Source organism: Paraconexibacter sp. AEG42_29 (assembly GCF_040581415.1).
GTDB lineage: Bacteria > Actinomycetota > Thermoleophilia > Solirubrobacterales > Solirubrobacteraceae > Paraconexibacter.
The window spans coordinates 802,698-822,408 of record NZ_CP114014.1; the positions used below are offsets into that span (position 1 = coordinate 802,698).

At 70.1% G+C, this 19,711-nt stretch carries 18 protein-coding genes; 11 read left to right on the forward strand and 7 right to left on the reverse strand.

Features of this window, described 5'->3' with window-relative positions; genetic code table 11:
* Window positions 1–17 precede the first annotated feature (17 nt).
* The 7 genes from DSM112329_RS03835 to DSM112329_RS03865 all read left to right on the forward strand — a co-directional run bounded on the left by DSM112329_RS03835 (window position 18) and on the right by DSM112329_RS03865 (window position 7,872).
* Window positions 18–1,082, forward strand: a complete 1,065-nt coding sequence (locus DSM112329_RS03835; RefSeq protein ID WP_354700486.1) for a 2Fe-2S iron-sulfur cluster binding domain-containing protein — start codon at window positions 18–20, stop codon at window positions 1,080–1,082.
* Window positions 1,079–2,158 carry a hypothetical protein gene (locus DSM112329_RS03840; protein WP_354700487.1) on the forward strand — a complete coding sequence of 360 codons (1,080 nt, stop codon included), beginning with the start codon at window positions 1,079–1,081 and terminating at the stop codon, window positions 2,156–2,158. The genes DSM112329_RS03835 and DSM112329_RS03840 overlap by 4 nt, the downstream gene beginning before the upstream one ends.
* The gene (locus DSM112329_RS03845; protein WP_354700488.1) at window positions 2,155–2,484 is read left to right on the forward strand and encodes an MmoB/DmpM family protein; all 330 of its coding nucleotides are present in this window, start codon (window positions 2,155–2,157) and stop codon (window positions 2,482–2,484) included. Before DSM112329_RS03840 ends, DSM112329_RS03845 begins: the two co-directional genes overlap by 4 nt.
* Before the next feature lie 68 nt (window positions 2,485–2,552).
* Window positions 2,553–4,154 carry a GMC family oxidoreductase N-terminal domain-containing protein gene (locus tag DSM112329_RS03850; RefSeq protein WP_354700489.1) on the forward strand — a complete coding sequence of 534 codons (1,602 nt, stop codon included), beginning with the start codon at window positions 2,553–2,555 and terminating at the stop codon, window positions 4,152–4,154.
* 4 nt (window positions 4,155–4,158) lie between these two features.
* Window positions 4,159–5,832 (forward strand): long-chain fatty acid--CoA ligase, encoded by a 1,674-nt coding sequence (locus DSM112329_RS03855; protein ID WP_354700490.1) that lies wholly within the window; start codon window positions 4,159–4,161, stop codon window positions 5,830–5,832.
* Window positions 5,829–7,013 (forward strand): acyl-CoA dehydrogenase family protein, encoded by a 1,185-nt coding sequence (locus tag DSM112329_RS03860; protein ID WP_354700491.1) that lies wholly within the window; start codon window positions 5,829–5,831, stop codon window positions 7,011–7,013. The genes DSM112329_RS03855 and DSM112329_RS03860 overlap by 4 nt, the downstream gene beginning before the upstream one ends.
* A complete protein-coding gene (locus tag DSM112329_RS03865; protein ID WP_354700492.1) occupies window positions 7,006–7,872 on the forward strand; it encodes an SDR family oxidoreductase in 867 nt (288 codons plus the stop codon). The genes DSM112329_RS03860 and DSM112329_RS03865 overlap by 8 nt, the downstream gene beginning before the upstream one ends.
* A gap of 8 nt (window positions 7,873–7,880) precedes the next feature.
* On the opposite strand, the gene DSM112329_RS03870 is transcribed toward DSM112329_RS03865, so the two are convergent.
* The 3 genes from DSM112329_RS03870 to DSM112329_RS03880 are packed head-to-tail and all read right to left on the reverse strand — an operon-like array spanning window position 7,881 to window position 10,444.
* The gene (locus tag DSM112329_RS03870) at window positions 7,881–9,119 is read right to left on the reverse strand and encodes a CoA transferase (protein ID WP_354700493.1); all 1,239 of its coding nucleotides are present in this window, start codon (window positions 9,117–9,119) and stop codon (window positions 7,881–7,883) included.
* The gene (locus DSM112329_RS03875; RefSeq protein WP_354700494.1) at window positions 9,094–9,402 is read right to left on the reverse strand and encodes a hypothetical protein; all 309 of its coding nucleotides are present in this window, start codon (window positions 9,400–9,402) and stop codon (window positions 9,094–9,096) included. The genes DSM112329_RS03870 and DSM112329_RS03875 overlap by 26 nt, the downstream gene beginning before the upstream one ends.
* A 34-nt stretch (window positions 9,403–9,436) precedes the next feature.
* Window positions 9,437–10,444 carry a BtrH N-terminal domain-containing protein gene (locus DSM112329_RS03880; RefSeq protein WP_354700495.1) on the reverse strand — a complete coding sequence of 336 codons (1,008 nt, stop codon included), beginning with the start codon at window positions 10,442–10,444 and terminating at the stop codon, window positions 9,437–9,439.
* A 107-nt stretch (window positions 10,445–10,551) separates the two neighbouring features.
* On the opposite strand from DSM112329_RS03880, the gene DSM112329_RS03885 reads away from it, so the two are divergent.
* Together DSM112329_RS03885 and DSM112329_RS03890 are read left to right on the forward strand one after the other, a co-directional pair.
* Window positions 10,552–11,187: a TetR/AcrR family transcriptional regulator gene (locus tag DSM112329_RS03885; RefSeq protein ID WP_354700496.1), complete on the forward strand. Its 636-nt coding sequence runs from the start codon at window positions 10,552–10,554 to the stop codon at window positions 11,185–11,187.
* Between the two features lie 198 nt (window positions 11,188–11,385).
* Window positions 11,386–11,862: a hypothetical protein gene (locus tag DSM112329_RS03890; protein ID WP_354700497.1), complete on the forward strand. Its 477-nt coding sequence runs from the start codon at window positions 11,386–11,388 to the stop codon at window positions 11,860–11,862.
* Window positions 11,863–11,972: 110 nt separating this feature from the next.
* On the opposite strand, the gene DSM112329_RS03895 is transcribed toward DSM112329_RS03890, so the two are convergent.
* The 4 genes from DSM112329_RS03895 to DSM112329_RS03910 all read right to left on the reverse strand — a co-directional run bounded on the left by DSM112329_RS03895 (window position 11,973) and on the right by DSM112329_RS03910 (window position 15,188).
* Entirely contained in the window at window positions 11,973–13,436 is a 1,464-nt protein-coding gene (locus DSM112329_RS03895) for a HupE/UreJ family protein (RefSeq protein WP_354700498.1), read from the reverse strand.
* Between the two features lie 87 nt (window positions 13,437–13,523).
* A complete protein-coding gene (locus DSM112329_RS03900) occupies window positions 13,524–14,081 on the reverse strand; it encodes a hypothetical protein (protein ID WP_354700499.1) in 558 nt (185 codons plus the stop codon).
* Between the two features lie 73 nt (window positions 14,082–14,154).
* Window positions 14,155–14,742, reverse strand: coding sequence for a cation diffusion facilitator family transporter (locus tag DSM112329_RS03905; protein ID WP_354700500.1), 588 nt, complete (start codon window positions 14,740–14,742; stop codon window positions 14,155–14,157).
* Between the two features lie 95 nt (window positions 14,743–14,837).
* Window positions 14,838–15,188: a metalloregulator ArsR/SmtB family transcription factor gene (locus tag DSM112329_RS03910; RefSeq protein ID WP_354700501.1), complete on the reverse strand. Its 351-nt coding sequence runs from the start codon at window positions 15,186–15,188 to the stop codon at window positions 14,838–14,840.
* 108 nt (window positions 15,189–15,296) lie between these two features.
* Here DSM112329_RS03910 and DSM112329_RS03915 point away from each other — a divergent pair, with 108 nt between their 5' ends.
* Window positions 15,297–17,828 (forward strand): EAL domain-containing protein, encoded by a 2,532-nt coding sequence (locus DSM112329_RS03915; RefSeq protein ID WP_354700502.1) that lies wholly within the window; start codon window positions 15,297–15,299, stop codon window positions 17,826–17,828.
* 478 nt (window positions 17,829–18,306) lie between these two features.
* A complete protein-coding gene (locus tag DSM112329_RS03920; protein WP_354700503.1) occupies window positions 18,307–19,698 on the forward strand; it encodes a zf-HC2 domain-containing protein in 1,392 nt (463 codons plus the stop codon).
* The last annotated feature ends 13 nt before the right edge of the window (window positions 19,699–19,711 follow it).

Here is a 19,711-nt window from a genome sequence, read left to right on the forward strand (position 1 = left end):
GGACGAGGAAGACGGCGATGCCGCGAATCCTGCTGGAGCCGATCGGCGAGGAGATCGACTGCGAGTCGGACGAGACGATTCTCGACGCCTCCTTCCGCCAGGGGTACTCGCTGGTGCACGGCTGCCGTGAGGGCCAGTGCTCTGCATGCAAGTGCTACCTGCTGGAGGGCGAGGTGTCGCTGAAGACGTACTCGACCTTCGCGCTGTCGGACTCCGAGGAGGAGCAGGGGTACACCCTGCTCTGCCGGGCGATGCCGGATGACGAGGACATCACCGTCGAGCTGCTGCACTTCGACGCGGAGAACTACCGGTCGGACTTCGACATCCGCGACGGGTCGGCGACCGTGGAGACGATCCGCGAGCTGACGCACGACATCTCCCACGTGGTGCTGCGGATCGACGAGCCGTCGGACTTCGAGTTCACGCCCGGGCACTACGTCGACCTCCACGTGCCCGGGTCGGATGGGGAGGAGCGTCGGTCGTTCTCGATGGCGAACCTCCCCGGTGACGGACAGATCGAGCTCATGATCAAGCGCTACCCCGGCGGCCGGCTCTCGGGGATGCTCGAGGACGGCTCGCTGACCGTCGGTGCCGAGCTGGCGTTCACCGGGCCGTACGGCGCGTTCCGCCTACGGCAGAACGATCGCCCGGTGCTGATGGTGGCCGGTGGGTCGGGCATGGCCCCGCAGATCGCGCTGCTGCGGCAGATGGCCCGGGACGGGATCGACCGGCCAGTGCGCTTCTTCTACGGCGCCCGGCAACGACGCGACCTATTCCACCTGGACGAGATCCAGGCGTTGGGGGCGCAGCTCCCGGACTTCCGCTTCGTCGCGGTGCTCTCCGACCCAGCCGAGGAAGACGGCTGGGACGGCGAAGGTGGCTTCGTTCACGACGCGGTCAGTCGCTACCTGAAGAGCGGCGAGATCGACGCCGACGTCGAGGCCTACCTCTGCGGCCCGCCCCCGATGGTCGACGCGGCGACGGAGATGCTCATCGACGGCCGCAGCCTCGACGCGTCGCAGGTCCACTTCGACAAGTTCACCACGTCGGTCGCCGCAGGCGATCAGGAGACAGCCACATGACCCCACCCCCGGTCAAGCAGATCAAGGACGGCACCGGCGCCCGCTCGGACGACAACGAGCGCACGTTCAACTACTTCACCCCCGTGAAACGCAGGGCCTCGGTCTACGAGGACGTCACCGTCGACACCCAGCCGTCCATCCACCGCCACGTGGACCGCGGCTGGCAGCTCTCGTTCGACGGCGTCCACGGCGTCTGGAGCGACGACTCCACACGGCTCGAAGTCGCCGACTGGTACGACTTCCGCGATCCCGCCGGCTGGTGGGAGCGGACCTTCTACCAGGTGGGCTCGCAGTCCGAGCGCGGCATCGACAGCGCCGTCCGCCAAGCGAACGTCGACGGCCTGTTCGCCGACTTCGACCCGGCCTGGGTGGAGTTCCTCCGCGTGAACCTCCAGGTCCCGGCGTTCGTGCAGCACGGCCTCTGGCTCGCGGTCGCCGCGACCGGCCGCGACACGCTCTCGGATACGCTCACGCACGCGGTCGTCATGCAGGCCGGACTCAAGCAGCGGTTCGCTCAGTCGATCGTCCTCTACGCCCTGGATCTCGAGCCGCACTTCGGCGAGTTTCCGATGGACACCGCCCGCGAGCGCTGGATGGAGCATCCGGCGTGGCAGCCGACCCGGCGCTTCGTCGAGAAGCTCCGGACCATCGTGGACTGGGGGGAGTCGATCGTCGCGATCAACCTCTGCTTCGAGCCGCTGGTCGGTGTGCTGATCTCCCGCGAGCTCGGCATGCGCGCGGCCAGTGCCAACGGGGACACCGTCACCCCGACGATCGGCCGGGTCGCGCAGCTTGAGTGGCAGTGGATCAACGAGTGGACGGCCGACTTCGCCAAGCTCGTCCTCGGCGACGCCGAGCACGGCGAGCGCAACCGGGAGCTGGTCGCCGGCTGGATCGACGACTGGATGCCCCTCGCCCTGGAGGCCGTGCAGGCGCTCGCGGGCATGGTCGACGAGCTGCCCGTGGCGATCGACTTCGAAGCATCGTGGGAGCGCACCCTCCGTGACGCGCAGACCATCTGGGCGGCGGCCGGGGTAGCTGACCTCGTGAGTGTGCCGACGCAGGTGCCGGCATGACCAGCGTCGGCGGCCTGGACAGCACGTACAACTTCGTCGGGATCGTGATGGCGCGCAGCGCTGAGGGCGACGCGGTCGCCGACGCGCTACGTGGCAAGCCGGGGGTGGAGATCATCCAGCAGCCGGCGTTCTGGGACATCCGCGCCGCGGACAAGCTCGAGATCGACTACGACGAGGTCTCCGAGGAGCTCGGCATCGACGTCGACGCCTACACGATCCAGCACGAGATGTCGACGCACTACGGCCGCATGGTCACCACCGACGACAAGCTCATCCTGTTCGGTGACCCCATCGAGGCCATGAACTTCCTCAACGGCGACACCTGAGCCGGCGGCTCAGCACTCCACGTCAGCAGGGCGGCCCGCGGAGTTCGCGGCCGACACCATCGAAACGAATGGACCCATCCATGTACGACTACGTCATCGTCGGCGCCGGCTCGGCCGGCGCCGTGCTCGCCGCCCGCCTCTCCGAGGACCCGTCCGTCACCGTCGCGCTGCTGGAGGCCGGCGGCGCGGACACCGACGACGAGATCCACATCCCCGCCGCTTTCGGCGCCCTGTTCAAGGGCCGCCGCGACTGGGACATGTCGACCGAGCCGGAGCCCGGCCTCGGCGGGCGCCGCGCCTACCTGCCGCGGGCGAAGATGCTCGGCGGCTGCTCATCGATGAACGCGATGGTCTACATGCGCGGCAACCGCGCGGACTACGACGAGTGGGCGGCGATGGGCGCCGAGGGCTGGGGCTACGACGACGTCCTGCCGTACTTCAAGAAGTCCGAGAGCAACGAGCGGGGCGAGGATCAGTTCCACGGCGCCGACGGGCCGCTCCCGGTGAAGGAGTCGCGGTCGATGAACCCGGTCATCGACGCCTTCGTCGAGGCCGCCGCGCAGGCCGGCCACGAGAAGAACCCGGACTTCAACGGCGCGCGTCAGGAGGGCTTCGGCCGCTTCCAGACGACGCAGGAGAACGGCATGCGCGCCAGCACCTCGGTCCGCTTCCTGCATCCGAACATGGGCCGCGAGAACCTCACGATCATCACGGACGCGATGGCGCTGCGGATCCTGTTCGACGGGGACCGCGCGAGCGGCGTGGAGATCGATCACGCCGGCACGATCGAGGAGATCCACGCGTCGCGTGAGGTGATCCTCTCTGCCGGCGCCTACCAGTCCCCGCAACTGCTGATGCTCTCCGGCATCGGCCCGGCTGACGCGCTGCCGCTGTTCGGCATCGAGGTCCGTCAGGACCTGCCGGTCGGTCAGGGCCTGAAGGACCACTGCATGGCGCTGTTCAACTGGAAGGCCGACTACGAGTCCCTCATGACCGCCTTGACGCCGGAGAACGTGGAGCTGCTGCAGACCGAGGGTCGCGGCCCGCTGTCCTCCAACATCGCCGAGGGCGGCGGGTTCATCCGCACCCGCCCGGGCCTCGACGCGCCCGACTGCCAGTTCCACGTCGCCCCCGTGCTCTTCCACGAAGAGGGCCTCGGCGCCGCGGTCGAGCACGGTGTCGCCTTCGGCCCGGGCGTGGTGAAGCCCACGAGCACCGGGTCGGTGACGCTGCGGGCCCCGAGCCCCTATGTCAAGCCGCGCATCCAGCACAACTACCTGACGACCGAGGAGGACCGGGCGACGATCCTCGCCGGCGCCCGCGTGGCGCTGAAGATCGCCGAGCAGGATGCCCTGGGCCCGTTCATCACGGGGCCTTTCAACGCGCCGCCGTCGGACATCTCCGACGAGGACCTGATGACGGTCATCGAGGCGCAGACCCAGACGATCTACCACCCGACCTCGACATGCGCGATCGGCCCGGTCGTGGACTCGCGCCTGCGCGTGCACGGCGTGCAGGGACTCCGGGTGGTCGACGCGTCGATCATGCCGTCGATCGTCCGCGGCAACACGAACGCGCCGACGATCATGATCGGCGAGAAGGCCGCCGACCTGATCAAGGAGGACGCGGCGGCCGCCGCGCCCGCCACGACCGCGACGGCGCAGGGGTAGATCGATGCTCGAGGGCCTGATGCAGCACGACGTGCCGATGAGCCTCCAGCACGCCTTCGGGCGGCTGCACCGGATGCACGGCAGCAGCGGCGAGGTCGTGTCGCTGCGCACCGCCGACGGGAATGTCGACCGGGTCGGCTATCGCGAGATCGGGGACCGATCGCTGCGGCTCGCGTCGGGGCTGACGGCTCTCGGCATCGAGCCGGGCGACCGCGTTGCGACGCTGATGTGGAACAACCACGAGCACATGGAGGCGTACCTGGCCATCCCGTGCATGGGCGCCGTGCTCCACACGCTCAACCTGCGGCTCTTCACCGAGCAGCTCGTCTACATCGTCAACCACGCGCAGGACCGCGTGATCATGATCGAGGACACGCTCATCCCGATGGTCGCCGACATCGTCGACCAACTCCCCGTCGTCGAGCACTGGATCGTCGTCGGCGACGGCGACGCATCGGCTCTCGGCGAGAACGTCATCCGGTACGAGGCGCTGCTCGCCGAGCAGCCGGGCGACTACCGCTTCCCGGTGATCGACGACGACCGCCAGGCTGCAGCCCTCTGCTACACCAGCGGCACCACCGGTAACCCGAAGGGCGTCCTCTACAGCCACCGCAGCGCGCTGCTGCACTCGATGGCCGTCCTCACCGCCGACTGCTTCGGTGTCGGGAAGAGCGACCGGATCCTGCCTGTCGTGCCGATGTTCCACGCGAACGCCTGGGGGCTGATCTACGCCGCCGCGCTCTCCGGCGCGTCGCTGGTGATGCCCGGCCCGTTCCTCAAGGCGCCGTCGCTCGCGCATCTCATCGTCAGCGAGCGGTGCACGGTCGCCGGTGCCGTGCCCACTCTGTGGATGGATCTTCTCCGCTACGCCGACGAGCACAAGCCCGACCTCACCAGCCTGCGGATCGTCCCGTGCGGCGGCGCTGCCGTCCCGCGGTCGCTGATGGAGGCATTCCAGGAGCGCCATGGCGTGCGGATCGTCCAGGCGTGGGGCATGACCGAGACCAGCCCGCTCGGGTCGGTCGCGATTCCGCCGGAGCAGCTCGAAGGCGAGGAGCACTGGCGCTACCGCACGAGCCAGGGCCAGGTCGCGCCGCTCGTCGAGGTCCGCATCATCGGTGAGGACGGGACCGAGCAGCCGTGGGACGGTGAGGCGACCGGCGAGATCCAGATCCGCGGGCAGTGGATCGCCTCCGCGTACTACGAAGACGACGCATCTGCGGAGAAGTTCCAGGACGGCTGGCTGCGCACCGGCGACGTCGCCGCCATCTCGCCCGACGGCTACATCTTCATCACCGACCGCTCCAAGGACGTCATCAAGTCCGGCGGGGAGTGGATCAGCTCGGTCGAGCTCGAGAACGAGCTGATGGGCCACCCCAACGTGCGGGAGGCGGCCGTCATCGCCAAGCCCGACGACCGCTTCACCGAGCGGCCCCTGGCCTGCGTCGTGATCGAGGGCGAGACGAGCGCCGAGGAGCTCCTCGCGTTCCTCGATGGCAAGGTCGCGCGCTGGTGGATCCCTGACGAGGTCGCGTTCATCGACGAGGTCCCCAAGACGAGCGTCGGCAAGTTCGATAAGAAGCGCCTCCGTCAGCAGCTGGCGGACGGTGAGCTCACCGACCGCCACACCGTCGACCGGCAAGCGGCGCCGGCCGCGTCCTCAGGAGGACCTCGATGACCAACACCGTCACCGCCGCGAATGCGCGCCGCGCGATCTACGACGACGACCACGAGGACTTTCGCGACTCGTTCCGCCGGTTCCTCGCCAAGGAGATCGTCCCGCACTTCGAGGAGTGGGAGCGGGACGGCATCGTCCCGCGCGAGTTCTACGCGCTCGCCGGCGCGAATGGATTCCTGGGCATGCAGGCGCCGGAGGAGTACGGCGGCGCCGGTGTCGGTGACGACTTCCGGTTCAACGCGATCATCACCGAGGAGACCTGCGCTGCGGGCCTCGGTGGGTTCGCGCTCGGCATCGGCCTGCACAACGACGTCTGCTTGCCCTACTTCCTCGACTACTGCAACGAGGAGCAGAAGCAGCGCTGGCTTCCGGGCATCGTCAGCGGTGAGCTGATCACCGCGATCGCGATGACCGAGCCGGGCACCGGCAGCGACCTGGCCGGTATCCGCACCAAGGCGATCAAGCAGAACGACGGCTCCTACCTGATGGACGGTGCGAAGACGTTCATCACCAACGGGATCAACGCCGACCTCATCGTCACCGCGGCGAAGACCGACCCGACGGAGCGCCATCGCGGTCTGTCGATCTTCGTGATCGAGCGGGACACCCCGGGGTTCGAGCGCGGCCGCAACCTGGAGAAGGTCGGTATGCATTCGCAGGACACGGCCGAGCTGTTCTTCGACTCCGCCCGGGTCCCCGCCGAGAACCTCCTGCGCAGCGAGGGTGATGGGTTCAAGTGCCTGGTCTCGAACCTCGCCCAGGAACGGCTCTCGATCGCGCTCACCGGCGTCGCCGTCGCCGAGGCCGCGCTCGCCGCGACGGTTACCTACGTCGGAGAGCGGTGCGCGTTCGGACAGCCGATCGCGGCGAACCAGGTCGTGCGTCACATGCTCGCCGACTGCCGGGCAGAGATCGACTGCGCCCAGGCGTTCGTGGACCAGTGCACCCGCGAGCTCGGCGAGCGCACCCTGACGCCGGAACGCGCAGCGTCGGCGAAGCTCATCTGCACCGAGCTGCAGGGCCGGGTCACCGACCGCTGTGTGCAGCTCCACGGCGGTTACGGCTACATGACCGAGTACGCCGTCGGCCGCATGTATGCGGACGCGCGCGTCTCCCGGATCTACGGTGGGGCGAACGAGATCATGAAGGAGATCATCAGCAAGGGGATGGGCGTTGGCTGACGCGTACCGGTCGGTCTTCCATCCCGGCCTCTTCGACGGGCAGACGATCATCGTCACGGGCGGCGGCAGCGGAATCGGCCGCTGCATCGCCCACGAGCTCGCCAGCCTCGGTGCCACCATCGCGATCACCGGCCGCCGCCTTGATCGCCTCCAGGCAGTCGCCGCTGAGATCGAGGACGTCGGCGGGTCGGTCAGCTGCCACGCCTTCGACATCCGCGACGAGGAAGCCGTCACCGGCGCGATCGCCGCGGCCCTCGAGATCCACGGACCGATCAGTGGACTGGTCAACAACGCAGGAGGCCAATACCCATCACCGGTCGAGGACCTCTCGCTCAAGGGCTGGGACGCAGTCATCCGCACCAACCTGACCGGCGGGTTCCTGATGGCGCGTGAGCTCTACCGGCAATCGATGGCCGATCACGGCGGCGCGATCGTGAACATCATCGCCGACATGTGGAGCGGGATGCCGACGATGGCTCACTCGGGCGCAGCCCGCGCGGGCATGCTGAACCTGACCGAAACGATGGCCTGCGAATGGGGGCATGCCGCCGTGCGGGTGAACGCGGTCGCCCCGGGATGGATCGCCTCGAGCGGTTTCGACACCTACGACGAGCCGATGCAGGCCCAGCTCCGCCAGCTCAAGAACGAGATACCGCTCGGCCGGTACGGAAACGAAGCCGAGGTCTCGGCTGCGGTGACGTTCCTGCTCACGCCCGGGGCGGCGTTCGTCTCCGGCTCGTGCATCAGGGTCGACGGCGCGGTCCCGAACCACCGACACACCTGGACGACCCGGCCCTCGGACCGGTCGGTGGCGTACGACGGCTTTCCACTGGCCGAGTTGCCCGACTGCCTGCGCTGAGCGCCCGCCTATTGGAGGACGCCGGCAGCGGTCAGCTGCGCACACTCGGCGTCCGAGGCGCCGAGCCAGGCAGACATCACCTCCGCTGAGTGCTCGCCCAGGCGTGGCGGCGGTCGATCGGCGATCAGGCGCCTCCCGTCGAGTCGGAACGGGCCCGCCGCCATTTCGACGCTCTGCCCGGCCAGCCGGCGCTCCTCATAGATCGCGCCGCTCGAGCGCGTGTGGGGATCAGCCGCTACCGCGTCGAGATCGGCGGTCACGCAGCAGAGCACCCCGACGGTCTGAAGCCGCGCACAAACGTCGGCACACGTCCGCGTCGACAGCGCGCCTTGGAGCGCGGAACGGACGGGTGGATAGTCGGCAAGCCGCTGATCGTTGCCGGCCAGCGCGGGGTCCGCGCCGAGGTCGGGAAGGCCCAGTGCCTCGCACAGCAGCGTCCACCGGCGGCGATCCCAGACGGCGAGGACGACGAAGCCGTCCGCGGCCGCGAACTGGTCGGCGAGCAATGGGTGACTGCGGTTCCCGAGCCGCGGCGGACTCGCGCCCTGCGCCGAGCGCAGGGTGACGAAGCCCGCGTTGTAGAGAAGCCCGAGATCGAACAGCGAGATCGACACGGGCCGTGACCCCAGCCCGCGCTCCCGGCCGAGCAGCGCGGCGACGCTCGCGCCCGCCGCTGCTAAGCCCGCGCCAACATCGATCACCTGCGAGCCGGCGCGCATCGGCACCCCGTCCGGGTCGCCGGTCAGCGCCGACATGCCGGTCATCGCCTGGATCATCGAGTCCAGCGCCGGGCGCCCGGCGTACGCGCCCTCCGGCCCGAAGGCGGAGATCGTGCAGGTGACCGCGGTCGACCCCGCCTCTGACAGCGCTCGGCGGCTGAGCCCCAACGCGGTCGCCACGTCGTCACGCTGGTTGTGGACCACGAGGTCGCTCGCCGCTGCGAGCCTCGCGACGATCGCGCGACCGGGTTCGGACGTGTAGTCGACCGCGATGCTCTGCTTCCCGCGGTTCGCGGCGATGAACAGCGCCGACAGCCCGTCGGAGACGCGTCCGCCGCCCATCTCGCGGGTCGGGTCACCGACGCGAGGCTCCACCTTCACCACCTCCGCGCCCCAGTCGGCGAGCAGCGAGCAACAGACCGGACCAGCCAGAAAGGTGCTCGCGTCGAGCACGCGCAGGCCTCCGAGCGGAGCGCCGGATCCTGCTGGCGGCGGTGTCATCTCAGTCAGTGTGTAGGGGCTGCACATCGGCCGGGAAGGCCGAGGCGAGACGCTCGATCACCTGCTCCAGCACCGTGCACGCCGCCGATGGCGTGCCGAACAGCATGCGCAGCTGCGCCTCGACGGCAACGGCCACGGAGTGCGGTGTCACCTGCGTGTCCCCAGCTATCCATGTGCGCATCGTCGCCGACTCGAACAGCTCCTCGCCGATCAGGTCGCGGAGCAGCACCAGCTCCGAAACGGTGAGCACCGCACGCCCGCGCACGGGCAGCACGCCGTCGATCAGATCATCGAAGTCGTCGTCATCCATGTGGTCTGCTCCTCGACTCGTCGCGCCGACGGTGTCATGCCATCTGGGTCATGAGCGCAACGCCGGCGTGCTCGAGCTCGCCGACCTGCCGCGCGAGCGCGATGCCGTCTCGGTGCGAGCCGGTCTTCGCGCAGTCCCCGAGTGCGACCCATGCGGCGGAGAGCCGGTCGTAGTGGTCGGCGAGGGCACGGAGTGACGAGTCGTCGAGGAGCTCGCCGGCCTCGCGCAGAAAACCCGCGTGGAGCGAGCGGAACATCGCGCCCCCGGTGCCGGCCTTCACGATGAACACCCAGAGGCCTGACATCGCGGCGGGCAGCAGGGCGTCGGGGAGGTCGTCGGGCCAGCGCTCGTAACCCGACACGAAGGCGTCGACGCCCGCCAGCCCGGATGCGCCCGGCAGGTCGCCGACGCTGACGACCGCGCCGGTCATGTTGTCCACGGCGCGCGTCAGCGCCCGGGTGACAGCAACCCGGAGGTCGGGAAGCTGATCAGGCCAGCGGTAGACGTACGTCGCGTTGCGGTTGGGGCTCGGGAACCCGCTCGACGTGCGCGCGGCGGCGAGGGACTTCAGCGAGCAGGCCACCAGCTCGTCGCGATCGTTGTCCGCAATCCAGACGACGCCCGCTTCGGGGTCGTGGCGTACCACGAGTATCGCGTGGCGGGTGTTGCTCATCTTCACCCGGAGGTATTCGAGCTCGGCGATGTCGGCCCGCACCATCGCGGGGCGGCCTGCAGCGAGCTGCTCGCTCGCCCATGCCCAGCCCTGCTCGGCGTCGTCGCTCTCCTTCACCTCGAGATCGGCGTCGAGCACGTCGGCGATGTCGCGTTCCAGGTCATCGGTGCGGCCGACGAGGTAGAAGGGAGGCGCCCAGCTCGGGTCCGGTGCGTAGAAGAAGCCCAGTCCGCCAGCGAGCCCGAAGACCATCTCCTCGGTGAGCGGTCCGCGTCCGTAGTCGAGTCCCTCGAACTCGAGCAAGTCGCGCAACGATCCCGAGCCGCAATGGCCGGCACGCCGGTGCGCGAACGACATGGTGCTGGTCATCGGCGAAGCATACGCAACTTCGTATCCGATCGGTGACATTTGACTGATGGATGGTGGGGCAGCCGTGGGCTCGGAGCTGCCGGAGGGCGGCGCGGTACGGTACGGCGATGAAAGAGCGGACAGCGTCCGGCGTGCCGGCGCCGGCCCAGCTGACGCCGAAGGGCGACTATCGGGCGGCGTCTATCCTGCAGGCTGCGACAGCCGTCCTGGCCCGCGACGGTTTCGGCGGCGCCACGCTCGGCCGGATCGCGACGGAGGCCGGGGCGCAGAAGCGCAGCGTGCTCTACTACTTTGGCAGCCGGGAGCAGCTTCTCGTCCGGGTCGTCCACAGCCTCGGCAATCAGATCGCTGAGACGGTGCGGGCGGACATGCCCGCGATGGAGGATCCCCGTGAGCTGCTCGATGCGATCGTGAGCTCCACGTGGGCCGGGGTTACGTCCGACCCGCAGCTCGTCCGCGCGTACTTCGCGTTGGTCGCCGGGGACACGGAGGCGGGCGAGATCGACGACGCGCTCGTCACGATCAAGGACATCTACCGGTCGCTGCTCCGGGATCAGATGCTCGCGCTCCAGGCGGCCGGGTGGCAGCTCCGCGGAGACGTGGACGTCTCCGCCTCGGCGCTGTTTGCGATGCTCCGCGGGCTCCTCCTGCAGTGGCTCGAGGAAGGTGACGTCGCGCTGTCCGGTGGGGGGCTCGCGCAGTTCAGGGGGCTCGTCATCGCGCAGTTCCATCAATCGAATTAAAAAATCTCCGATCGGTTACAAATGGTGTACCGTCGTCGCATGAGCAATGCACGGCGGGGTCGGCAGTTGTCGTCGGTGAGCGCGAACTCGCGCTCACCCCGCGCGGCGACACCGCGCGGCCAGAGGTGCGACGGGGAGGCCCACGCGACGGCGCATGCCGGAGCGCTGAGTGCGCTTGACGCACGCCTGGGCCTGGCCTTGAGCGCGTCGGACCTGTACGACCTGGCGCTCCGGACGGTCCGCCGGGCGCACCCGTCCGCGTGCACGGTCTTGCTCGAGGTCGATGCCGAGCGCCTGGCCAGCTGCCGCAGCGATGCCGTGCCCACGTCCGGCTGCAGCCGGCAGCTTGTCGATCGTGTCGCCGCCGAGTCTTTGGCTCTCGGCGCTGATGACCACTGGGTCATCAGCCACGGCCGACACGACGGCATCGACCCTCTCGAGACGCTCCTCGAGAGCCGCCTTGACCTGAGTGGACTGGTCGTCGGCCGGGTGCGGCTCGACGGCGCGGTGATCGCGCTGCTGGTGCTGCACCTCTCACCCGGCCTGCAGCTCGACCGGGACCGAGACTTCGTCGACGGGGTCGCGGAGCGTGTCTCGGCTCGGATGGACGCTGCCATGGACTCGTTCTGGGCGAGCGTCACGGGTAAGGCCACCCACCCCGTGGAGGTCAGCTGACTCTGTCGGCTGGTGGCGCCGGTCCGTCGGCGGCCGAGTTGCGCGCGACCGCCCTAACGCGGACTGATCCTGCGCCGAGCCCGGGCCGCCGATCCGACGGACGCCGTTGGCTATAGCTCCGAGGACCACAAGCGTGCCCTCTCTCCGCATACGACTCGAGCCGATCGTTTCCGGGACACTGGAGCACGGAAGACCGGTCCGCACGAGCATGCCGCCCTGGACCGCGCTGCGCCGTGACCGACGGGGGCCGATGCGCAGCGCGCGATGAGGTCCGAGCGCCAGCCTGGCGCCGGACTCGGTTCTGCGTCGCACGACCAGGCGGTCGTCGATAGACACGAAGACGACGCCTCCGTCGACGCCCGCCGGCCGGCCACCCGGAAGCGCGGCCAGCCGGGAGCAGGGCACTGGGTCGGGCCCGGCCGGACTCGTCCTTCGGGACTGAGTGGCGTCCGGATGCTCGTTATCCGATCCGTCCGGCCTTCACGTCGGCGAGCCACGTGTTCGTGAACTCGTTGATGGCGTCGATGTCGACAGTGCTGCAGGTGAGCTCGCGGCGCGCGGTGACGGCGCGGACCGCGGCTTGCTGTTTGGCCAGCGGGGCGCCGACGGTGGGGCGGCTGGTCCCCTGAGACCAGTTCGCGGAGCGCCTGGATGTCGGCCGCCGGGAGGGTGGGCTTGTAGCGGATGGCGACGTAGCCGTCGGTGAGGACGTGGACGATGTCCACGCCGTCGACGTCGGCGCCGGGCTCCTGGAACTTCTGGTCGGGGTGGTTGCCGCCGGCGAACGTCGGCGGGTCGATTGGCTCCTGTGTGCAGGCGCTTGCCTTGCGGGCGACAATGACTGGCTCGGCGTCGGCGCTGGATCCGTCGCTGGCGGGAATCGCGAGGACGACGGCGGCCATCATGCCAACGGCCGCCAGGAGCGTGCCGGCGATCTGCAGGGAGTGCGGCGGCCGAGCGTGGACGAGCCGCAGGGCGACCCAGCCGACCGCCACCACCAGCGCGATGACTGCGAGTTGGCCGATCTCGATGCCGACGTTGAACGCGATCGTCTTCGGGAGGATGCCGTCGTCGGGGAGTCCCGCGTCCTGCAGCCGAGTGGAGAGGCCGAGGCCGTGGATCAGGCCGAACCCGAAGACTGCGCCAAACACGGGGTTCCAGTTCTCGGGGCGGCCGTAGATGCCGCGCACGCCGACGTAGACGAGGCTGAGGGCGATGAAGACGTCGACGAGGGTGGCGTTCAGTTGCCATCCGGCGAGCGTCGCGAGGATCAGGGTGGTGGAGTGGCCGGCGGCGAACGTGGAGATCAGCTTGACCGCCCGGCGGGGCTCGGCGGCGATGACGACGATCCCGATGATGAACAGCAGGTGGTCCCAGCCGAGGGCCATGTGCTCGATGCCGAGCGGGACGAACCCGAGCGTGGACGTCTCCCGGGCGGCGAGGCCGTCCAGGCCGTGCGCGTGGGCGGCGGCGGGCGCGGCCAGCGCGGCGATCAGCGCGGCGCACGCGGAGATTTGCGCGCGGGTGGTGGTGGGGCTGGGTACGGCACGGCCAGTCCGCGACTTGCGGGTCATGTGTTCTCCTAGCGAAAGAATGGTCTGCGACGGGCGCGCGCACGCGTCGCCCTCAGGGCGGGTGCGGCGGACGGAGTCGGTCGGGTCTCAGGCCCGGGGCGGGCCGCGACCGGCGAGGTTCGCCGCCAGCGGGGCGCGGAGCAGCGGCACCGCCGCGACGGCGGCGGCCAGGCACGGAGTGCCGGGAAGAATCAGGCCGGGGTCGACCCGGACACGGACCGGCGCCGTGTCCTCCAGGCGCCGCGCTACCCGCACGCCGACGGTGAGGAGTGCCCCGACCGCTGCGGCGAGCGGGACGGAGATCGCGCCGCCCTGGCCGAACACGCCGGCGAGTCCGTCGGGGTGGGCCGGGGACGCCAGCCCCTCGGCGAGTTCCTGGATGGTGAAGATCAGCAGGAGCCCGGCGCTCATCAGCGGCCACACGCGCCTCACACGGGCGTACTGCTCGCGCCCTGCGGGCGCCGGGGCGGCCGCGGTGACCCACCGGGCGAGGCCGAGCGCGGCGAGCATGCCGATGAGCGGCGCGAGGACCGCGAGGTAGCCGTGACCGTGTTCGCCCGCCTCGTCGCTCGAGGGGGCGGCGAGGGCGTAGCGCAGCTGGTGCAGGGCGAGAGCCCCGACGAGCAGCAGCACTGCGGTGCGCACGGAAGACGGGCTGATCACACCGGCGAAGGATCGACGACGATCGGCCCCGCTGCGCGAACGGTGTGAGCCCGCATCAGCGCCCGTGGCCGCCCGTCGCTTCGGCGACGGCGTGCCCCGGGTGGCCCTTGATCGTCTGGATCGACTGCCAGGTGATTCGCAGGATCACGAGCGTGATGACCAGGCCGATGAGCGGATCCCCGAGCGGGAACCCCGCCGCGACAACGGCAGCGCTGGCGATCACCGACAAGCTCACCCACCCGTCGACGCGGGCGTGGTTGCCGTCCGCGACGAGCGCCGGGCTGTCCAGCCGGCGGCCGGCCCGCAGGCGGACCTGCGCGGCGATCTCGTTGCCGGCGAACCCGATGGCTCCGGCAGCCGCGAGGGCCCAAAGGTGGTCGAGGTTCTGGGGATCCAGCAGCCGGACGACCGCCTCGACCCCAGCGACGCAGGCGCTGAGGAAGATCGTCGCAACGACGAAGTAGCCCGCGCGCTTCTCCGCGACCAGCGACCGCATCCAGAACGCGATCGCCAGCGGCACCGCGGTCAGCGCGTCCCCGAAGTTGTGGATCAGATCGGCCAGCAGCGCCACACTCCCGGTCACCACGAACACCACCGACTGAAGCGCGGCTGTGATCAGGAGGACCAGCAGACTCCAGCCCACCGCCCGCAGTCCTTCCCGGGAGCGGACGATCGACCGCTCCACCAGGCCATGGCTGTGCCCATGCCCAGACGCGTGGTGCGAGTGGCCGTGAGCGCTCATGACGCCGCCGCCCCGAGATCGGCCGCCGCGTGCGAGAGATGCTGAACGTGGAAGATCGCCTGATCCAGGAGCTCGGCGACGTGCGAGTCGTGCAGCGAGTAGATCACGCGCCTGCCGTCACGCTCACCGACGACGAACCCGAGCTGCCGCAGCGTGCGCAGCTGATGGGACACCGCCGAGGACTCCATCCCGACCGCGTCCGCCAGCACCTGGACGGAGCACGGGCCCTCCCGCAGACGGCCGAGGATCTGCACCCGGCTGGGTGTGGCGAGCATTTGCATCTGGTCAGCGACGAGCCGCGCGAGACGCGCATCGATCCGCGCCGGGGCGATGTGTCCCTTGCTCATCAGAACACATGATAGGTCATTCAGGATTTCTCCCTTAGCCGCAGGTCGTCCGTGAGACCGCGATCCGACGACGCTCAAGAAGCAGGACGCGCGGCCGATGCTGTGGGAATGGGAACGACCGTGGACACCGCCGCGTCGGACGGCGGCGTGACGGAGGGGACGCGCGAGGGCGCGGTGCGGCTGCTGACGCGGCCGGAGCTGGTCGAGGACTACGAGCGGCTGGAGGCTGAGTGCCGGCGGTTTCGCACGGCGTTTGAGAGCGCGGCGGCGGGTTCGGCGATCGCCACGCCGGACGGGGTCCTCGTCGAGGTGAACGAGACGTACGCGGCGCTCGTAGGGCGTTCGGCCGAGGAGCTGGTCGGGACGCGGGTCGCCGCGCTCACCCATCCAGAGGATCTCGCCGCGACGGCCGCGTACTTCCGTGCGTGTCTGGCCGGCGGGCCGGCCCGCGACCAGTTGGAGAAGCGGTTCGTGCGGCCTGACGGCACGGTCGTACCCGTGCTGGTCTCGGCGGCGCTCGTGCGCGACGAGCAGGGCGCGCCGGCGTACGTGACGGCGCAGGTCATCGATCTGTCGGCGCGCATGTCCGCCGAGGACGAGGCTCGCGCGGCGCGGCAGCGGCAGCGGCTGATCCTCGCAAGCCTGCCCGGCACCGTCGTGGCGCTCTACGACAGCGACCTGCGCGTCGTCGAGACCGAGGGTCTGGGAGCGGACAATCCGGCCGGCCACACCGACACGTCCGTTCGCGGCGCGCTGCTGGCGGAGTTCTTGACGGCGGACGACTTCGCCATCGTCGAGCCGCAGATACGTGCCGCCCTGGCCGGCGGGACGGGCCGTGCCGAGCTCAACACCGCGGCCGGCCGGGAGTTCGAGATGGAGGCCGCGCCGTTCGTTGAAGGCGGTCGCGTTTCCGGCGTGCTTACCGTCTGGCGCGACGTGACCGTTCGCAACGACGCCGAGCGGGGCCGGCGGGACGCCGACCGTCAGCTGCGTGCCGCGTTCGACGACGCCCCGATCGGCATGGCGATGGTCGGCCTCGACGGTCGGTTCACCCGCTGCAACGCGGCGATCTGCGCGATCACGGGACGCTCCGCGATCGAGCTTGCGCGGCTTGGGCCGTTCGCGTTCGTCCACCCTGATGACGTGCCGGCGGTCGCGGCCCGGTTCACGTCTCTGGGGTCGGAGACCGACGCGTTGACGATCGAGCACCGGATCCTCCACGCATCCGGTCGCACGGTGTGGGTCCAGGCGCAGGTGACGCTGATGCGCGACGACGAGGAGCGGCCGCTGTACGCGCTCGCCCAGGTCACCGACGTGTCTGACCGCAGGGTCTTCGAGGACCGCCTGCGGCACATGGCGGACCATGATTCGCTTACCGGTCTGCTGAACCGCCGGAGCTTCGAGGTCGCGCTGGAGTCCCACCTGCAGCGCGCCGACGATGGTCCCGCGAGCGGGGCACTGATGGTCCTCGACGTCGATCAGTTCAAGACGGTCAACGACACCCTCGGGCACCGTGCGGGTGATGAGCTGATCCTGCGGCTCGCGACCGTCCTCACCTCGATCGTGCGGCAGAACGACGTGCTTGCCCGGATGGGCGGTGACGAGTTCGCCGTGCTCCTGCCTCATGCCGATCGGCAGGCGGCGCAGAACGTCGCGGACAAGCTGCTGGGCGCGATCCGCGGCGACGAGCAGCTGCTCCTCGGCGCCAGGCGTCGGTCGGTCACGGTCAGCGTCGGCGTCTGCCTCCTGGACGAAGCCGGTGCGGCGGACGCCGACGACCTGGTCGTGCGCGCCGACCTGGCGATGTACAGCGCCAAGGACGCAGGCCGCGACCGCGTCGTGTTCTGGACCGAGGAGGACCGAGAGGGCCGGGCACCGACACGACTGAGCTGGCCGCAGCGCATCAGCCGCGCCATCGACGGCGGCGGACTCGCGCTCGAAGCTCAGCCGATCCGCAACCTCCGCACCGAGACGATCGACCGCTACGAGCTGCTCGTACGCATGCTCGGCCACGACGGGGACCTGATCCCGCCGGCCGCGTTCCTGCAGGTCGCCGAGCGCGGCGGAATGGTCACGCGGATCGATCGCTGGGTGACCGAGCAGGCCGTCGCGCTGCTGTCGCGGACCAGCGGCTGGCCGGCCCCGCCCGTCCTGGAGGTCAACCTCTCAGGTCAGTCGGTCGGGGACGCCGGGCTGCTCGCGCAGATCGAGGCGCTGCTCCGCGCGCATCCCGACGTGGACCCGGCCCGCCTGGTGTTCGAAGTGACCGAGACGGCTGCCGTCGCGGACATCCTGCGGGCGCGTGCGTTCGCGCAGCGGCTCAGCGACCTCGGGTGCGGGCTGGCGCTCGACGACTTCGGCTCCGGGTTCGGGTCGCTCTACTACCTCAAGCACCTGCCCTTCGACTACCTGAAGATTGACGGCGAGTTCGTCGCCCGCTGCGCGACCGACCGCACCGATCAGCTGATCGTCGAGTCCGCCGTCCGCCTGGCCCAGGGCCTCGGCAAGGAGACGATCGCCGAGTTCGTCGGCGACCGCACGACGCAGCGCATGCTCCGCGCCCTCGGCGTCGACCACGCCCAAGGGTTCTTCGTCGGCCGGCCCGCACCCGTCGACCAAGTGCTCCCGTCCGCCCGATGAGATCGGCCTCAACACAAGGCTCACCCTGAGTGGTCCAGGATCGCACCTCGAAGGAGTGCGTTGCTCGCCCTCGCGGCCTCACCGATCCGGGCTGGTCGTCGACAGCGTCGACGCGGGCGGACCGGCCGCCGCAGCCGGGCTGCTGCACCGTCGACGTGCTCGTCCGCCCCCCGTGGCCGACGCGAGCTTCGCTCGGTCGCCGCACCGGCGGACGCGGCCAACGGTCGCCTGCGCGTGCGTGTCGTCCGTGGCACGGAGGAGCAGCGTGCCGTGGTTGTGCACTTCGAAGCGGCAGCAGGCGAACCAGCTAAGGCCCGTCAAACGCGGCTGTGGGTTGGTGCGCGCGTGGCCAGGGTATCCCGCGCGCGAGCGGCCAGATCGGCGACACGCACCTCGGCGTCGAAGCCTCTGTTCGTGGGCTGCCAGCGCATCGAAGTCCGGACAACAAAAGCGAGGTCTCTGCCAGAGAGACATGTAGATGGCAGTTCCAGCACGAGACAGCTCTGAGTCCTACGAGGACTACTACCGCAGGAACGCAGACCAGTTCACGGCGTTCTTGCGGCGGACCCTGGGTCGCCAGGGTGAGGACGTCGGTGGCCGGGTAGCGGTGGCCGATACGCTGCAGGAGGCGATGCTCATCGCTCACACGCGGTGGCCGGAGCTCGCGCGGGTGGAGTCTGATGAGCGCGATCGTTGCGTGTATCGGTGCTTGCGTGATGCGGCCGGGGAGGCGCTGCGCCGTGAACACGGTCGGCTTGCGAAGGAGCACGGCCGGCCGCGGGTGGTGGCGTTCGACTTCGGGCTGCTCCATGAGCGCGACGACGATGTGACCTCGGCGCGTGAACGTGAACTCACGACCGCGGTGCTGGGCTCGATGGCGGCCGACGTTGCCGCGGCGGGACAGTCGGGAAGCCGCCGCGAGCTGCTGGATCGAGCCGTACTGCTTGCGGGTTTGCGGGCGCTGAGCGAGCGCGAGGTGATCGTTCTGATCGCCGTTGACCACATGGGCTGGGAGCAGGACGAGCTGGCTGAGCATCTAGAGCTTGCGAGCGTGGCGCTGCGCACGGTGCTGTTCGAGGCGCGCCGCGTGTTCTACGGGGTGGTGCGGCACGCTGCCGGGATCGAGCTTGATGAGGAGGAACGTGCGCGGCTTCACGCCTACCAGGCGGGCGAGCTCGCCGGTCGGGAGCGGCGGGTCGCCCGGCGGCATTTGCAGCATTGCGAGGCGTGCCAGGGCCTGGTACGCGAGATGGACCGGTTCGGCGGTGGGGCGCAGTATGCGCTGGCGCCGCTGCCGTTTGTGTTCGGCGCGAGCGCATTGGCGCGGCGGGCGCCCGCGAAGGGCACGGCGGGTGGGGCGGCGGCTGGGCTGGGGTTGCTCGGTCAGGCGGGGGCGGCGAAGGCGCTCGGCGTGACGGTTGCATTTCTCAGCGTCGGCGCGGGAGTGAGCGGCTGGCTCGCTGAGCGGGCGCCGGCGCCGCCACCTGGTCGCGCGGAGTGGGGCGCGACGCTCGGGGTCAGCTCGTCGCTCGGCACGATCACGGCCGGACTCCCAGCGCCACGCTCGACCAGGCCGAAGGTGGCGACGCCCGGGCCCTCCAAGCGCAAGACCACCAAGCGGAAGACGACCCGGCGATCGAAGCGCACGGTGCGCGCGTCCGCGGCGCCGTCCCCGGAAGGCGCGGCGGCCGCGCCCGCGGCGGCGCAGGAAACGGCGCCGGTCGTGCCGGTGCCTCCGGCTGCAGCGGCGCCTGCTACTACCCCGCCGGCGCCCGCGAGCAACGGGACGGCAAGCAGTTCAGGCGGCAGTTCATCGAAATCGACCGGCGGCGGTAGCGCGACCGGTGGGGGTGAGTTCTTTGCGGGCTAGGACGAGGGCGCTC

What these genes read in the sequence shown, in the direction of transcription:
- DSM112329_RS03835 (WP_354700486.1), top strand. Translation starts at nt 18, where the DNA reads ATGCCGCGAATCCTGCTGGAGCCGATCGGCGAGGAGATCGACTGCGAG.
- DSM112329_RS03840 (WP_354700487.1), top strand. Translation starts at nt 1,079, where the DNA reads ATGACCCCACCCCCGGTCAAGCAGATCAAGGACGGCACCGGCGCCCGC.
- DSM112329_RS03845 (WP_354700488.1), top strand. Translation starts at nt 2,155, where the DNA reads ATGACCAGCGTCGGCGGCCTGGACAGCACGTACAACTTCGTCGGGATC.
- DSM112329_RS03850 (WP_354700489.1), top strand. Translation starts at nt 2,553, where the DNA reads ATGGACCCATCCATGTACGACTACGTCATCGTCGGCGCCGGCTCGGCC.
- DSM112329_RS03855 (WP_354700490.1), top strand. Translation starts at nt 4,159, where the DNA reads ATGCTCGAGGGCCTGATGCAGCACGACGTGCCGATGAGCCTCCAGCAC.
- DSM112329_RS03860 (WP_354700491.1), top strand. Translation starts at nt 5,829, where the DNA reads ATGACCAACACCGTCACCGCCGCGAATGCGCGCCGCGCGATCTACGAC.
- DSM112329_RS03870 (WP_354700493.1), bottom strand. Translation starts at nt 9,119, where the DNA reads ATGTGCAGCCCCTACACACTGACTGAGATGACACCGCCGCCAGCAGGA.
- DSM112329_RS03875 (WP_354700494.1), bottom strand. Translation starts at nt 9,402, where the DNA reads ATGGATGACGACGACTTCGATGATCTGATCGACGGCGTGCTGCCCGTG.
- DSM112329_RS03880 (WP_354700495.1), bottom strand. Translation starts at nt 10,444, where the DNA reads ATGACCAGCACCATGTCGTTCGCGCACCGGCGTGCCGGCCATTGCGGC.
- DSM112329_RS03885 (WP_354700496.1), top strand. Translation starts at nt 10,552, where the DNA reads ATGAAAGAGCGGACAGCGTCCGGCGTGCCGGCGCCGGCCCAGCTGACG.
- DSM112329_RS03895 (WP_354700498.1), bottom strand. Translation starts at nt 13,436, where the DNA reads ATGACCCGCAAGTCGCGGACTGGCCGTGCCGTACCCAGCCCCACCACC.
- DSM112329_RS03910 (WP_354700501.1), bottom strand. Translation starts at nt 15,188, where the DNA reads ATGAGCAAGGGACACATCGCCCCGGCGCGGATCGATGCGCGTCTCGCG.
- DSM112329_RS03915 (WP_354700502.1), top strand. Translation starts at nt 15,297, where the DNA reads ATGGGAACGACCGTGGACACCGCCGCGTCGGACGGCGGCGTGACGGAG.
- DSM112329_RS03920 (WP_354700503.1), top strand. Translation starts at nt 18,307, where the DNA reads ATGGCAGTTCCAGCACGAGACAGCTCTGAGTCCTACGAGGACTACTAC.